15 protein-coding genes and 5 pseudogenes are annotated in these 14,298 nt (G+C 58.9%); 7 read left to right on the top strand and 13 right to left on the bottom strand.

The annotated features are described in order from the left end of the window. Positions 1 to 96: 96 nt before the first annotated feature. The 4 genes from B0G80_RS22615 to B0G80_RS22605 form a co-directional block, all read right to left on the bottom strand. Positions 97 to 381 carry a DUF1488 family protein gene (locus B0G80_RS22615; protein WP_116119889.1) on the bottom strand — a complete coding sequence of 95 codons (285 nt, stop codon included), beginning with the start codon at positions 379 to 381 and terminating at the stop codon, positions 97 to 99. A gap of 464 nt (positions 382 to 845) precedes the next feature. After that, complete coding sequence (locus B0G80_RS47015; RefSeq protein ID WP_258878982.1) at positions 846 to 974, bottom strand: hypothetical protein; 129 nt, start codon at positions 972 to 974, stop codon at positions 846 to 848. 153 nt (positions 975 to 1,127) lie between these two features. Then, on the bottom strand, positions 1,128 to 1,457 hold the full coding sequence (locus B0G80_RS22610) for a helix-turn-helix domain-containing protein (RefSeq protein ID WP_116119888.1): 330 nt from the start codon (positions 1,455 to 1,457) through the stop codon (positions 1,128 to 1,130). Then, positions 1,454 to 1,816, bottom strand: coding sequence for a type II toxin-antitoxin system RelE/ParE family toxin (locus B0G80_RS22605; RefSeq protein ID WP_116119886.1), 363 nt, complete (start codon positions 1,814 to 1,816; stop codon positions 1,454 to 1,456). Before B0G80_RS22605 ends, B0G80_RS22610 begins: the two co-directional genes overlap by 4 nt. Before the next feature lie 564 nt (positions 1,817 to 2,380). Between B0G80_RS22605 and B0G80_RS22600 the strand changes: the two genes are divergently transcribed. From B0G80_RS22600 to B0G80_RS22590, 3 genes are all read left to right on the top strand, one after another. Next, positions 2,381 to 2,650 carry a type II toxin-antitoxin system Phd/YefM family antitoxin gene (locus tag B0G80_RS22600; RefSeq protein ID WP_116119884.1) on the top strand — a complete coding sequence of 90 codons (270 nt, stop codon included), beginning with the start codon at positions 2,381 to 2,383 and terminating at the stop codon, positions 2,648 to 2,650. Beyond that, positions 2,647 to 3,036, top strand: coding sequence for a type II toxin-antitoxin system VapC family toxin (locus tag B0G80_RS22595; RefSeq protein ID WP_116119882.1), 390 nt, complete (start codon positions 2,647 to 2,649; stop codon positions 3,034 to 3,036). Before B0G80_RS22600 ends, B0G80_RS22595 begins: the two co-directional genes overlap by 4 nt. A 347-nt stretch (positions 3,037 to 3,383) precedes the next feature. Next, on the top strand, positions 3,384 to 3,854 hold the full coding sequence (locus B0G80_RS22590; RefSeq protein WP_116119880.1) for a hypothetical protein: 471 nt from the start codon (positions 3,384 to 3,386) through the stop codon (positions 3,852 to 3,854). 17 nt (positions 3,855 to 3,871) lie between these two features. Here B0G80_RS22590 and B0G80_RS22585 read toward each other — a convergent pair. Beyond that, positions 3,872 to 4,231 (bottom strand): annotated as a pseudogene (locus tag B0G80_RS22585) (electron transfer flavoprotein subunit beta/FixA family protein); the annotation flags it as partial. 227 nt (positions 4,232 to 4,458) lie between these two features. Between B0G80_RS22585 and B0G80_RS22580 the strand changes: the two are divergent. The 3 genes and pseudogenes from B0G80_RS22580 to B0G80_RS48125 all read left to right on the top strand — a co-directional run. Beyond that, complete coding sequence (locus tag B0G80_RS22580) at positions 4,459 to 5,079, top strand: sel1 repeat family protein (protein WP_116119878.1); 621 nt, start codon at positions 4,459 to 4,461, stop codon at positions 5,077 to 5,079. A 176-nt stretch (positions 5,080 to 5,255) separates the two neighbouring features. Then, positions 5,256 to 5,675 (top strand): annotated as a pseudogene (locus tag B0G80_RS47010) (hypothetical protein); the annotation flags it as partial. A 663-nt stretch (positions 5,676 to 6,338) separates the two neighbouring features. Next, positions 6,339 to 6,410 (top strand): annotated as a pseudogene (locus B0G80_RS48125) (IS6 family transposase); the annotation flags it as partial. A 43-nt stretch (positions 6,411 to 6,453) separates the two neighbouring features. On the opposite strand, the gene B0G80_RS22575 reads toward B0G80_RS48125, so the two are convergent. After that, positions 6,454 to 7,824 (bottom strand): MFS transporter, encoded by a 1,371-nt coding sequence (locus tag B0G80_RS22575; RefSeq protein WP_116119876.1) that lies wholly within the window; start codon positions 7,822 to 7,824, stop codon positions 6,454 to 6,456. Positions 7,825 to 8,311: 487 nt separating this feature from the next. Between B0G80_RS22575 and B0G80_RS22570 the strand changes: the two are divergent. After that, positions 8,312 to 8,443, top strand: a pseudogene (locus tag B0G80_RS22570) (IS6 family transposase); the annotation flags it as partial. A 156-nt stretch (positions 8,444 to 8,599) separates the two neighbouring features. On the opposite strand, the gene B0G80_RS22565 reads toward B0G80_RS22570, so the two are convergent. From B0G80_RS22565 to B0G80_RS46425, 7 genes and pseudogenes are all read right to left on the bottom strand, one after another. After that, on the bottom strand, positions 8,600 to 8,863 hold the full coding sequence (locus tag B0G80_RS22565) for a hypothetical protein (protein WP_147309892.1): 264 nt from the start codon (positions 8,861 to 8,863) through the stop codon (positions 8,600 to 8,602). Between the two features lie 4 nt (positions 8,864 to 8,867). Then, complete coding sequence (locus tag B0G80_RS22560) at positions 8,868 to 9,065, bottom strand: hypothetical protein (RefSeq protein WP_116119872.1); 198 nt, start codon at positions 9,063 to 9,065, stop codon at positions 8,868 to 8,870. Between the two features lie 531 nt (positions 9,066 to 9,596). Beyond that, entirely contained in the window at positions 9,597 to 10,829 is a 1,233-nt protein-coding gene (locus B0G80_RS22555) for a hypothetical protein (RefSeq protein ID WP_116119870.1), read from the bottom strand. 1,170 nt (positions 10,830 to 11,999) lie between these two features. Continuing rightward, positions 12,000 to 13,135 (bottom strand): IS3 family transposase gene (locus B0G80_RS22545; RefSeq protein ID WP_408967691.1). Its coding sequence is split into 2 segments (ribosomal slippage): positions 12,000 to 12,871 and positions 12,871 to 13,135, totalling 1,137 coding nucleotides; the frame shifts between segments, so codons are not numbered across the junction. Positions 13,136 to 13,425: 290 nt separating this feature from the next. Beyond that, on the bottom strand, positions 13,426 to 13,689 hold the full coding sequence (locus B0G80_RS48120; protein WP_408968077.1) for a DDE-type integrase/transposase/recombinase: 264 nt from the start codon (positions 13,687 to 13,689) through the stop codon (positions 13,426 to 13,428). Then, the gene (locus B0G80_RS48115; protein WP_408968075.1) at positions 13,679 to 13,798 is read right to left on the bottom strand and encodes a hypothetical protein; all 120 of its coding nucleotides are present in this window, start codon (positions 13,796 to 13,798) and stop codon (positions 13,679 to 13,681) included. Before B0G80_RS48115 ends, B0G80_RS48120 begins: the two co-directional genes overlap by 11 nt. Positions 13,799 to 14,010: 212 nt before the next feature. Beyond that, positions 14,011 to 14,271, bottom strand: a pseudogene (locus B0G80_RS46425) (aconitase family protein); the annotation flags it as partial. Positions 14,272 to 14,298: the final 27 nt, after the last annotated feature.

The raw sequence follows: 14,298 nt of genomic DNA, 5'->3' as shown, positions 1-14,298 counted from the left end.
ATACGAAATATATCAACATTTGAACGATCGTGCTTTTTTATGTGTCGTCCAGATGCCGCATCCGGGACGCGGGAGCCTTCGTCACTTAACTTCCGGCTACCGGGTGAGGAAGTCGTTGAGGCCCAGCCACAGCGACTCGTGGGGCCGCGCAAGCAGCTTTCTTTGTGCGAGCGCCACGATGCGGCTGCGACCGTTTTCAAAGGTCCTGAGTGTGCGCGCCGCGTCAGCGCCACGCGGTAGCCAGAAGTGCTGCTCGAGTGCGTCACGTGCAACGGCGCCTTCGACCTTGCGGCCGCAAACCGACAGCGTGAAAACCTCGGCGCGTCCATCCGGCGAGACGGCGGCTGCGTGATCAGAAACTTCCTTAACGTGCCTCGACAGAATCGTTCGCGGTCTTCTTTATTTGTACTGCGCCGCGCAACAATCTACCAGAAGTCACTGCTGCGTAATCGTCGACGGACGAACGATCCAGCTGCACCGGCGCCCTTGAACGACGATCGCCAGTGGGAATTGAGTGCCAGACCAGACCTCATCGGGACCAACCCTGCAGGCGGTTTTGGGTTTGACGTTTGCGCAGCTGGAACAGACAGTTAGTTGCGTATTGGAAGATAAAGGCTCCTCGATACGGTGAGCTCTTTCAGGAGCATCAACGACCATTTGCACCGTCGGATTACCTCGGCTTGTTGCACTGAAACCCAAAATGTCTAACGCCCCGGATTTGCGGGAAAGTCACGTGGGCGTTCCGACAGATCCAGGCCGGGGTCGCAACGTGAGGGCCGAAGCGTGCTGACGATGAGCTTGTACAGGGCGAACCGCGCAGGGTCAGGTAACTACACCCGAACGACTTACCGTTGCATCAACTCAGGCGGCAACCGGCCGCCGCGCGCAATAACGATGTATTCCAGAGCCGTGATCGACTCCGCAAGCATCCGATCGATCCGGATGCCCTCGCCGGGCAGCGCGGCGTGGCGCATGTCAGCTAGCCAGTCGGTGAGCGTGCGCTCCGGACGTGGACAGTACCACTCGCGCTAGATGCCGCGCATGAAGCGCAACGTAGCCGGGTGGATCCCGGAGAGCATCGCCAAACCTCACCTGGTCGGCGCGCGCACCCAGCCCGCGCCTGCGGGTCACGCATGCGACTCGAATACGACTTCGACGCGTCCGGCTTTCGTGGAGCGGCGTGCTGGCCCGACGACGATTTGCACGTTGCGTCCGAGCTTCGCAAGGCACTCAAGCATCTTTGCCTCGCTGATTCCGCGAAACTGACCACGCAGCATGTTCGATAGTTTCGGCTGCGTCATTCCGAGTACTTCGGCGGCCCGCATCTGCGTCCATTTCCGAGCCTTGATGATTTCCGCAATCTTCGTTGCGAGTTGCGCCTTTACCAGCATTTCGTCAGCATCAGGCACGCCTAAATCGGCATACACATTACCGCTGCTTTCTTCGATCTCGATCATTTTGCGACTCCTTTCGCATGATCCTCGGCCGCCTTCAATCGGCTCCGAATGACGTCCATGTCCGGCTTCGGCGTTGCGATGCCGTGCGCGGACTTCTTCTGGAAACAATGCAGCACATAGACGCTTCCCGCCAACTTCACCGTGTACACCGCGCGGTATGTGCCGCCTTCGGCCGATTCCACAACCTCGATCACGCCCGCCGATCCAAAGCCCGATAGCGGCTTCGCGGCCGCGTGTTTTGATCCTGCCTGCGCCAGATGCAGCGCATATCCAAATGTGTCCTTGACGGCCTCGGGCATCGCCATCAAATCCTTCTTGGCGGATCCGACCCAGTGCAGCGTTTTTGGCTTTTTCTCCATGCATGAAATTATATCTATATGGGTATAATTTCGCAAGCGCACTGCCCCGCCCTGCTCGCCGAACGGCAGTACCCGGCAATACGGGGTTGCCGTCAAGATTCGGCCGTTTGCGTACGCTAACGGCGAAAACCGTCAGATTTGGGCTTTAGGCGTTGGTGCAAAGGTGCCAACTAGCGGCGAAATTTGACTTCTGACGCCCTTTGCGCGAGTCCCTGACGTCCGGCTGAAGTACGCTGCAACTGGACGGCTCACTGACTTGTGAGGCAGCGAACCGCTGTTCACATGCGTCGTCGCTCGGACGTACAGGCGTCGGCTCCGCCCGTAACCGGCCATCCGATCGTCAAAGACGAACGCTCGTTCATCGAGCCGGAGATGCTATGTGGGACTACCCAAAAATTCACAATCTGAACTAAAACGTTCACGAAAAGTGATCACTTTAATTATGTCAAATTATGCCTGGTGAACCATGCGATGCTGCGACCTGTCCGTAATGCTGGTGCTTGCCTTTGGCGGCCCATGCCTGCATACTAGCTAACATTGATTAGCTAATACGTAGGTGGTGCCATGCTCACGATCAACATGCACGACGCCAAGTCGAAACTATCAAGCCTAGTCGAGCGGCTGGAGGTCGGCCAGGAAAACGAGGTCATCATCGCCCGAAACGGGACGCCCGTCGCGCGGCTGCTGCCGTTCGCGGCGCCGCGGCGCATCGGCGCCGCGCGGCATCTGCTGGCCGGCCTGGCCGTGCCCGCCACCGTCGAGGCGTTCAACGCCGCTGATGACGCGATCGCCGCCGACTTCGAGGCAAGCGCGCAGCAGGGACTCACTCGGTGAAAGTGCTGCTCGATACGCATATCGCGCTGTGGGCCGCCGAAGGTGCGCCACAGCTGTCACCGCAGGCCGCCAGCCTGATCGAGGATCCGGCCAATACGTTGCTGGTCAGCGCAGCCGCGATCTGGGAGATTGCCATCAAGCATGCGAAAGGCAACCTGCGCGTGCATCCGCGCGATGCCCGCTCGGCGTTCCGCCTGTCCGGTTTCGTGGAACTGCCGATCACGGGTGAACATACGGAGGCAGTCTCGATGCTTCCTTTCCATGCGGATCACGCGGATCCGTTCGACCGCCTCATGATCGCCCAGGCGCTGCACGAGGGGATGCCCCTGCTGAGCGCCGACCTGAAGGTGTGGCGCTATCACCCCACCCTGATGCTGCAAGCCTGACTTCGCCTGTTTGCTTGACACCGGCTCGCTCTAATGGGTGTCGCCGCGCACTCGGGCGACGCTGCATCGGCTTCAGCCGTCGGTGCGCGAAGTCATTGACTTCGGGAAGATGCGTAGGGCACCGGTTGTGCAATCTCATGTTCCTTCAGGTACGCCCGGATGGCTTCGACCGGATACGGTGCAAGCGGTAGAGGTACCAGGTGTCGCGAGCCGCTTCCACCGTCTGCAGGTCCGCTACGCCGGTCAAAGGTTAGAGGCGCCTTTGGGAACTGAATTGCCAAGCGTCGGCCTCCAGTCGACCGTCCCGACGTTTGACCCGAAATCGTCAATTTGAGAACGGAGTAGATTTGGACATCTTCTACTACTGGAAAGACTTCGTATCGGACGTAAGCGAAGGGCGGATAGGTACACTTGGCGCCGATACTCACAAGCTGGCTGAACTTCAGGAGCGGCTGCCGCGCAAGGTGTGGACGTTCATAACGCCCAAGGGCATGAAGGGGAAACTTAAGCTTATCGGTTCCATGTGGATTACCGACGAGAGGCCCGCGAACTTTGTACCCAAGTGGCCGCACAACCTTTTCTATGACGCTGCTTCACCCAGGTCAGTTCTCTTCACGAACTCAGGGAGTCCCGAAAAGATTGGGGCAGTCAGTTCCTACTTGAACAACCGGTTCAATCAAGCCTTCAGATGCAACTTTCAAGGCGAAAAAGGTTTTCACGCGATGGAGGCCGACGTCGTCCGCGGTTTCGAAAAACTCGTGCGTGACTACGAGACCGTCCAATTTATGGATGGGATAAAACAGCCACCATTGCGATGAAGTCAATATTATCGTCCGGACTGCGGCATAGCGGGCAACTTCAGCGACAACGTTCCCGCCGTCTGGTTCGAATCGTCGTCGATGGCCTGCTTGCGGAGGTTCACCGGTTGCGGTTGCTCCTCGTCAACCAGCGCCTTCAGCAGCTTCGCGACTGCAGGCCTTCATTCGATTCGATCAGAATCGCGCGGTACGCGCCGATCGCCAGCGCCGTGCGCAGCGTTTCCTGACATTGGGCGACCGCCCGCCGACACGGCGGCCGCCTCCGTCGCCGCGCCGGCTTCCTTCAGATGTACCGCCTCTCCAACGGCGATTTCGTCGAACGGGCTCATCGACACCTTCACACTCAAAATGTCGACGCCCGTGTTGACCGACTTCACGCGGACCTTCACGTTGTAGTCAACCACCCGTTGACTGCCCAGGTATTTTCAACGCGCTCTTCCGATGACGGGCACCGCGCTGCAGCCATCGGTCCTCATCGCGGTACCACTTATGTAGAAAAATCGCACTGCCAGGGTCTTCGTGCAATCTCTATCTGATCCGCAGGTTGCAATCGACAAAAGGTGAGCTAGAATAAGGTGCATACTTCACCAACGGATTGCTCACCGTGCAAATAGAAAGCTGGGTTGGGACGATCGAGCGTGAATGGCATCAGTTGCGCCGCGCCGACCCGACACTTGATGTCGAAAAGTTCTCCCGTCATGTCATTGCGGCAAACAAGACTGGATTCCTGTCACCGGAGTCGCTCGCTGCCATCGCTAATGCGCTGCTCACCAGCACGTTAAACCGCGCACCCGATCTGGGACGCTGGTTACTCGAGCGCCTTGGGGCGAACCGACATCCAGCCTGGCGACTGGCAATGGCCATTTCTCTGGTCACCCCGACTGGAGCGGAGCCGGACCTGGGAAGAGGTAACGCGATTCTCGAGGATGTGATGAAGGATGAGACCGCCGAAGGTCGTCTGCGCGGCATGGCCGCCGCCGCGCTGGCCGATAGCGCGCGCCTCGGAAGAGGCATGCAGGTGGACGTGAGCCGCGCGCGCTCGCTTTACGAGCAGGCCATTGAACTGGGACATAAAGCCTCGGCACACAATCTCGGTCTTTTCTGGGAAGGCGTGTGGGGCGCAGAAGACAGGAGCGTTGCCCCGGACCGCACAAAGGCCATCCGGAGCTATCGACGCGGTGGAGACGACAAACGTTGCCAACGTCGCCTGGAAGCGCTGCGTTGAGGCAGTACCGCCTGCGAGTCGGCCGGTGGAAAATCCTGAGAGGCACCCGACGGTTTTCTCTCATCAATTGATAAAAGCAAGGTTAGGGAGAAGAGACTCCCCGTCCTCCATGATGCGAGGGCGTACTGCCCAGCCCGCAAGTCGCTCCAGTGCGACAAGCTGGCGTTCAAGCAATCTTCATTCAAACGGACGACGAATCAAACGTGCCTGAAGCAACCACGCGGGCTTCTGCCCTGAACGTCGATCAGCAATCGTTTCTTTCTTAAAGATAGTTTGTCCGAGGAAGCGCAAATGCCAAAGAAAGCAACTGGCGTGTCACCCAGAGCGGTCAAGAACAGTCGAAGCGAAATGGCCGGAGAGACTAAGCCTCACGCGCCGCTCAAAGCTTCGCCTTCGAAATACAAGACGTCTCCTAAAACACCCCAACAGCAACCGCTGGCTTTGAGCGACAGCGCTGAGGTGCAGAACATCCGACGCGCTAACCTCCACGTTCTCACGAGTCGCAACGGATCGAAAGTAAGCTTGGCGTGGTCATGGAGATGAGTGGATTCAACATAGCCGATCGACTACATGGCAAGAAGCGCATGGACAGTGTCGGAAGTTTTCAAGGTAGTTGTCGCCTCGACGATTGCAATTCAGGCTGCTTTTAACTCCTAATTTCGGAGTTGCGAGGCCGCGATGTTTGGGTCAGCCCGATCGGGATTCAGATGAACCACATGAATGCGCTACCAGTCCCGCGTGGCGCCTTTCCACCGGAGCGGATGACGCCCGCGGGCAGCCCCTCGTAGAGCATCTCGCGGCGCTCGAGAATGTTTTGATCAAGATTTGCATGACGCTGGGCCGGTGTCACGAAACGGATCGCACTGTGGCGGTGTTCGTGGTTGTACCAGCGCACCAGTTCTGCGACTCAGGTGACCAATGCTTCGCCGCAAGCGACCACAGCCAGCGGTGCGAACAAGGTACCAAGGAGGCCCTGCAGTGTGGCGTGGGGAAAACCGAGGATTCGCGAGGCTGAATTGGCTTTTGCGAATACGATGTACCAATTCGATACCTGAGAGAGTGATCGCTGCGTTCCTCAAATGTGCGAATCACACACTTCATGCCTTTTCGTGGATTGCAGGATTGTCAGCGCGGCAATGGTCTGCGCTGCTCGGCTTTTCAAGGAGGCCCTTCGATTCTGGCCGGCTTGTTGACTTCACCGGCTTCGACGCGGTGCATGGCCTAAGCAAGGCATGTTGGCAGCGTTTCTTTCTGGCTTGTTGCTGCGTTCGAACCCGGTGCCGCGCAGGATCGTTACCGACCAGTTGCGCAGTTACCCGGCAGCGAAAGCCGCGCAGGCGCCAATGTACTGCTCGATATCGCCGGCTTGCCTGATCACGCGTGCGGGGTAGCATGTCGGCTGTCGCCCATCGGTCGCGGGTCGTCGTATTCCTGTGAAATGTCCTTGTTCGTGTAATCGCCCAGTCGCGAAGCGGCGAACAGGCTGAGCACCGCGCATGCGAGGATGTAGACCGCGATTGCATAGCCCGAATGGAAGTAAGCGAAAAGCGCGGTGGCAATCAGCGGTGCAGGGCCGCCGGCAATGACGGAAGCCAACTGGTAGCCGAGCGATGCGCCGCTGTAACGCAACCGCCCCGTAAACGACTCCGCGATCAAGGCGGCTTGCGGACCGTACATCATCGAATGCGGTACCAGCGAGAGCACAATGGCCGCGAAGATCCACATCGGATTCCTGGTGTCGACCATTGCAAAATAGATAAAGCCGAATACGCCGACAGCAGCGGCCCCGATCATGTACATGCGTCGCCGTCCGATCCGATCGGACAGATGGCCGAAGAACGGGATCGTGCCGAATTCCAGCACGGAAGCCGCCAACACCGCCGTCAGTAACAGGTCGCGCGTGGTGCCCAGTGTCGTGACGCCGTATGTGAATACGAAGGCCGTGAAAATATAGAAAGGCGCCTGTTCGGCCATGCGCGCAAAGGCCGAGAGAAGAATGTCTTTCGGCTGGCGGCGTAATACTTCGAGCATCGGTGTCTTCTCGATCCTGCGCTCAGCCAGGAGCTTCGCGAAGATTGGCGTCTCAAGAATATTCAAGCGGATGTAAAGGCCGATCGCGACCAGTACGATACTGAGGAAGAAAGGCACCCGCCAGCCCCATGTCAAAAATGCGCTGCTGAACATTTGGCTCATGGCCAGCACCGCAAGGTTCGCGAGGAACAGACCCGCCGGGACCCCGAACTGCGGCCAGGACGCGACGAAGCCGCGATGCGCGTTGGTGCGTGCCCATTCCATCGACATCAGGACCGAGCCTCCCCACTCGCCTCCGACGCCCACACCCTGGATGAAGCGCAGCACCGTGAGTATGACGGCGCCCCAGATGCCGATCGCCGCATAGGTCGGGACAAAGGCCACGGCAAAAGTGGCGACTCCCATCAGCAACAGCGTCACGATCAATGTGGCCTTGCGTCCGATGCGGTCGCCGTAGTGGCCAAAAATGGCCGCGCCGATCGGCCGCGCTATAAAGCCGACGGCATAGATCAGAAAAGCCTGTAGTGTGCCGACGAGCGGGTCCGATTCGGGAAAATACAGCTTCGCGAATACCAGACCGGTGACCGTGCTGTACAGGAAGAAGTCATACCATTCGATCGTCGTACCAATCGTGCTGGCGATGACAGCACGGCGCAACTGGCGCCGTGCTTCCTCATCGGAGAGGGGCATCGCCCCTGATTGCGAGGCAGCCATTTGAAACCCCCTAAAAAAAGGGTGACATCCTACGTGGACAGTTAGGACATCGAGAGGTTCCGCAATCGCACGCATTAAAAGTCCGCGTTCAAACAGCTATTCCGTAGGGAGCAGAATTCGGCTAAAGCGCGCGTTTTAGAACTGCATTTTTTGTGCAATGTTCGATCGTCTTGCATGATGACAGCGGTGCTAAAGTTCTGCACAACGCAGGAGGGTCGCGTTGGAGTGTTATCGGCATAAGCCGCGCTGTTTGTAGATCGCCCGAGAAAAAACTTGGGCCGCCACAAGGTCCTCAAACCCAACCCGTGCCCCACCCGCGAAAGAAGAACCCCGAAGTAAAAAGCGCGCCGCGGCTCAACATTGTGCCGGCGGCGGGCGTAGGAGCCAGGTAGGCCCGGCATGGGGTATTCGCTTGCGGATGCTGGCGGTTCTGTTGCATAGCGGAGGCTGGTATGCTGCGGGACCTTACATAATGATGTTAGCGACAATGAAAGCGCTGAGTCCGGTGGTAGCCAAAGTGCTGAAGCGGTTGCACTATCCGCTCGAGATAATGTTGGTGTGCGTGCGTTGGTACGTGGCCTACCCGCTGAGCTTGCGCAATCTGGAGGAGATGATAGCAGTTGTACACGCTCCATGAGTCGCTTCTGCAAGATGGCGATTTCCTCCTGTAGCGTGCGCATCACCGCCAGATTGGCCTGCATGGCGAGCGTCACATCAGGCGCAAAACCGAGCGCATTTACCTGCTCGTCGCTCAGATGCTTGATCACTTCTCCGGTCATCCGCTGACCTGTCTGTCGGGAAAACAGGTTTCGATTGAGAGTATCTGTGCGGTCCGGCAGCGCACCAGTTGCATTCGTTTGCGCAAGAGGTCCCGTACTGGCCGCTCTTCTGCTGGATAAATGTAGCCTTCTGGCAATAGCCCCAGACGCAGGAGTTGCGCCAGATGGGCTGCGTCGGTGAAGTCGCCGCTGTATTTCAGGCCCTCGTACTGTCTGATTGCCGCTGGGTTCGCCAGATGGAGCTGATGGCCGTCCTCCATTAACTCATCCACCAGCCAGTACCCAGTTGAACGTCGCTTCGATGACCACCCCGACCAGTTCGGGCCGGTACGGTGCCAGAGCAACCCGAATCCGGAGCGCATCGTTCGGTAACCGCCGCTGGTAGACAACCCGGTCCGTTTCATCGCTGACCGCGACCGCACTGTTGTTCGAGTGCAGGTCGATTCCACTAAACTTGTTCATGCCGGCCTCCTGTGCGTCACGTCGGTGTTCGTACCTCCGCCTCTGCGCCAGCCGTTCGAGTCGAACGGAGGGGGCCGGCTATATGATTATCAGCGCCCGTGCGACTACAACGTCGCCTCAGGTTGGGGAAGTCCCTCACATTTGAAAAGGTCGCCGTAGGTACCGAGCAACCGATTTACGCCAATCGCTTGAGCCTGATGGGTATCTGGCGCGAACCGTCGCAGCCATGAATTGAAGAAACGGCTGCGCTCGGCTACTGCATTCGGTCACCGGACCGTCACGTACAACATTCACGCAAGTTCCGCAAATCAGTCCAACCTGCCCTGTTCAGCCAGCTCCAATAGGTGTCAACTACATGACGCACCTTCGGTCGCAAATGGCCATTGGTGCAATTTCGGCGCTCGTCAACCGAGTGCTGATCGGACTGGTTGGGCGGCGACACGTACCTCCAGGTCGGCACGCCGCCTTCCAGCTTACTATTACATGCACCTCAAGATGTCACGCAAGTGAAGCCTCAAGTTGCGCCGCGCCTCAGTTAGCAGCGAATACCGACACCCCGCCGTTGACGAACCCGTTTGCCGCGCAACTCGGACACCCCGCCGGCGATGTCGCTGAAGAGTACGGAACGAAGATGAGCCCGCTCGCCGGGTCGACCGCAACCGAATGCGCGTTATTGCCCGCGTTCAGGCGAGTAACGACACTGCGGTTGCCCGCGTCGACGATAGTCAACACAGGCGTGCATGGAGATGCCGCCGAGCAGGCACCGTTCGTCGACGCACTGCCAGAAGACGTCCACCGGCTCGCCGCGTTGTAGTAGCGATTGGTGGGCGCATCATATTCGAGTTGATCGCCGCCGCCTGCGTTCAGGGACGCCAGAAGCGCGCCGTTCGAACGATCAAGGATCTGCATGAGCAAGGGCGCGCCAGTCGTCCCTTCCCTGCATCCAACCGCGATATCGTTTCCGGGTCCGAGTGCCAGCCCGGTAGGATCACAATTGCCTTCGGAGTACAGCGCGACGCCCGCAAGGGTCGTGTAGTTCTGCGTGCCACCGTTCGGTATCGCGCGAATGGACGCCCCTGGCAATTTCACCAGTTCGCCATGGGGATTCGCCGTGCTTCCGTCGACGTTCACATAGAAGTTGTCGCTGGCGGCATCGTACCGGCAGGCTTCGAGGCCCGCGGTGGGCTTGTCTGCGCTGTCGGTGAACGTCACTTTGGCGACGGCGGTCTGCGTGGCCGTGTTGACGAATGTGGCGAACGGGGGCGTCTCTTCCGGGCTCGAGATCATAAAGATGCCGTGCGTGGGATCAAGACAACCTTCATCCGCGCGCACGCCCGTCGTGCTAACCGTGATTTTGCTTGTCACCACGCCAGCAGCGGGATCGACCACCTTCACGGAGTTCACGTCGCCCACGTAGATGAGGTTGCCGACAGGGGTCGCGCCGTCCGGACCGGCCTGCGAATTCGGCCCGGGGCCAAGCCCCGTAAACGCGAGAGGGCCGCTTCCGTGGATGGCCTTGAGGAAGCTCTTCGACGATATGTCGATTTGATCCAGAGACGCGTTATTCCTGTCGGTGAAATAGTATCGGCTACCCGAAACGGCGCCGATATCGAATGAGAAGTTGACGCCTGCCGTGACGTTTGGGACGGCGATGTCCGATACGTAATGCGGTCCGCTAGTGTTGAGATGATCCCCACCACCACAACCTGCAATCGCGATAGCCGCAGAAGTCGCCAATGCATTCGTCCACATGCATCTCGGCATCGTACACCTCCCATCATCGTCGTTGGAATGGACCTACCTCAAGCGCGCGCCGGAAGAAATAATGGACGCTGCTATAGCTTAGGCATTTCGTTAAACAGCGGTCCTTATCGTTTTCCCAGGTGGTAAGTGTCGTGCTTCAGTTTTCCATAAGATTTAACGATGGAAGCATCAATGATCTATGCGAAAACGCACAGCATCCGTAACGTACATTCCTGGCAGCAAAGCCCCGTCACTGGATGAACATCCGCGGATGGTAGGAGGCTAGCGCCTTGCATAAGCTGACAGGTGTTACTACGCGTGATGGTCCCGGTGACTGTGCAGCTACTGGCTGTCCGCTGCGCTGTGGCGCTTGCCTCCATGCCACCTCACCCGTCGGCTTGGCGACGAATGCCAACCTCGGGAGCATGGGCAGAATGCGCTACCAGCAGCAAACGCTGTACCCGGCCGATCCATTCCCGAAATGGTCCCGCGAACCGGCACACGGTTGTGGGGGCGACGGTGCCACGCATGGCCATTCTGAAGTAACACCAACGAAAGTTACGGCCTTCGCGCCGGCACGTTGCCGGGAGCGCCTCGATTGTCTGGCTGCGGTTGGACCCCTGGACGGTCCGCCCCACGATCCTGGCGCGCACTGTTGTCGCCCGAAGCGTTCTTCTTCGTCGGCGCGCTATCCGATGCGATACGATTTAAGGTTTGCAACTGCAGCAGCTTTAAAGCCTGGTTGTTTGTTTCCGCATTGCCCGTACCGGCCAGGCCGCATCCGCATACCAGGCCAACCGTCAGCGTCCATCTGATCATAGTCATTGTCCTCTCCATAGTCCAATATTGGAGGCGCTCAATACGTGCGGTTCGACGCCTGTTCCGGCCGGGATGCTGCAGGCGCAGCATCAAAGCGGGACACGGCGGGATTGATCAAACCTCCGCGCAAACACAAGGCCGACACGGATCACCCAGCAAAGCCGGGTAATCTTGCAGGCAGCTCAAAAAGCCGGCTCCGCGGCCCGCGAGGCCCGCCCCGAGAGCCAATAGCGCGAACAGTCTGACCGCGACTCTCACCTCCTATTAGTTAGAGAGAAGAGGAAAGGTCTTTGTTCGACATTGGCGCGCAAAGAGGTGGCGCCGCTTGTTCGGACAGGGTCCCGAGATTTTTAAGTGGAATTGTTGGGGCAATCAAGCTGCCGATTTTATCGCTGGCAGCGTGGCGAAGTATGCTTCATCCGGCGTCTGATCGGCCAGCCTCGAATGAGGCCGATTCTGGTTATACCAGTTCAGGTAATTGCCGATTGAGCGACGCGCGTGGCCTACCGAGTCGTACGCTTTCAAATAAACCTCTTCATATTTGACGCTGCGCCACACCCGTTCGACGAACACGTTGTCACGCCAGGCGCCTTTTCCGTCCATCGACAGGAGAACCTTCCGGCCGAGAACCGCGTCGGTGAATTCGGTTGCGGTGAACTGGCTTCCTTGATCCGTGTTGACGATCTCAGGCGGCCCGTATTTCGCAAACGCTTCCTCCAGCGCCTCGACAGCATGGCAGCTCTCTAGTGTGATCGCCACCCGGTGCGCCAACACCCGGCGGCTCGCCCAGTCCACGACGGCCGTCAGATAGACGAAGCCCCGCGCCATCGGGATATAGCTCGTATCGAGCGCCCAGACCTGATTGGCCCGATCGATTTTCCGGTTGCGCAGCAGGTACGGCCAGATCCTGTGGGCTGCATGCTTGCGGCTCGTGTTTGGCTTGCGATACAACGCCTCGACGCCCATGCGCTTCATCAAGGTGCCAACGTGCCTGCGTCCGACTGTGATACTTTCGCGACGCAGTAGACGTGCCAACATTCGCGCCCCGGCAAATGGATGGTCGAGGTGAAGCTCGTCAATCCGGCGCATCAATTTCAGATCCGCTTCGCTGACCTCACGCGGCTGATAATAGGCACTCGAGCGGCTTATGCCTAACAGCCGGGCCTGCTGCGTCACCGGCAGGGCGTGATCACGATCGATCATCGCTTTACGCCCAGCAGTCCCGCCTTGCTGAGCGCGCTTTCTAAAAAATCATTCTCCAACGTCAACTGTCCGATCTTCGCGTGCAACACCCTCACGTCGATTGGCGGTGCAGCTGGGGGCGCGTTGCCCGCGTCGAACACATCGGCAACCCGCTCCTGCAACTGCTTCTTCCAGTCCGTGATCTGGTTCGGATGGACATCAAATTGCTGGGCCAACTCTGCCAGCGTCTTGTCGCCCTTGAGCGCCGCTAGTGCCACCTTTGCCTTGAATGCCGGTGAGTGTGTCCGTCGGTTTCGTTTCGTCATCTTCTGGTTCCTTGTCGCCGGCCATTATGACCGACTCACGCCCCAGCTTTTCCACTCAATGAACTGTCCGAATTTCCGGAGCCACCTCTCAAGACCGTAGGGAGTTGTATCGAAAAGTTACGGCTGGAACAGCGACAAGTGCGCCCGATCGACCGACACCCGGATGTCTGAGCGCGGGTGCAAGCGAATGACTCTTCAGCCGACCACTGCCGAATGCAATCGGCAGTGCTTGACGCGGTTGTGGTGAAAATTCGGCAGGTGGGCGAGAAATCGCCCATTTTTCAGGGATCTCAACGAGCTGAAAGAACCGCCGTCCAGATCGAGGGCGAAGCGGTATCTTTGAGGTGCACGCCGGTGAGATCAAACTCGCCTTTGCGAATGCGATGCATCAGCTCGATGCCAGAGAGGGTCACGACCGCGTTCCGGAACCGCTTGAACCCGAGCATCACGTTCACCCGCGATTTGATGTGACGGTAATCCTGTTCGATCCGGTTGTTCAGGTACTTCGAGGATCGCAATTTCGTTCGCCTGGGTAGCGACCCGTCAGTCTTCATCTCGCGGACCGCCCGATGAGATGCCCGCGTAGCCGTCAAGAGTGATCGTTCCAGGAGCGCGCCCCTGAGTTCCGATCGCCTTCGCGAAGAATGCCTTTGCTGCCGCCACATCGCGCCTGGCGCTGAGGCGAAAATCGATCGTCTTTTCCGTCCGGTCAGCCGCCGGCGTCGATCCGGGCGATGTCGAAGTTCTCGTCGAGCGCGCTCGTAAGGCAACGGAGGCAGGAACATGTCCCGGTTGACGGGCGGGTTGTCAGGGTCGGCAATCTCCGGATACGGCATGTCGAGCGTGCGTGGATCGGTGATCACGCCGCTGAGAGCCGAGACGGTAGCTGTCTCCGGGCTGACCGGACACGCCTGGTCCTCGCGAGTTCCGGAGCGACCCGGAAAGTTGCGCGGCACCGTGCGTAGCGATATCCCTTTCGTGGCTGGCGCCTGTCCCATGGTGATACACCCGTTGCAGCCCGCCTGGTGCAGGCGCGCACCGGCGTGAAGGAGGCTTACGATGTGCCCATCACGAACCAGCCGTTCGAGCTGCGCCCTCGAGGTTGGATTGACGTCGAACGACACGCGATCGTGAATCGCACGATTCGTGCGTCATGCGGCCGC

The sequence above is a fragment of the Paraburkholderia sp. BL6669N2 genome, assembly GCF_003387275.1.
In the GTDB taxonomy this organism is placed as follows: Bacteria; Pseudomonadota; Gammaproteobacteria; order Burkholderiales; family Burkholderiaceae; genus Paraburkholderia.
The sequence above is the reverse complement of the archived record's forward strand: the minus strand, read 5'-3'. Positions and strand labels throughout refer to the sequence as shown.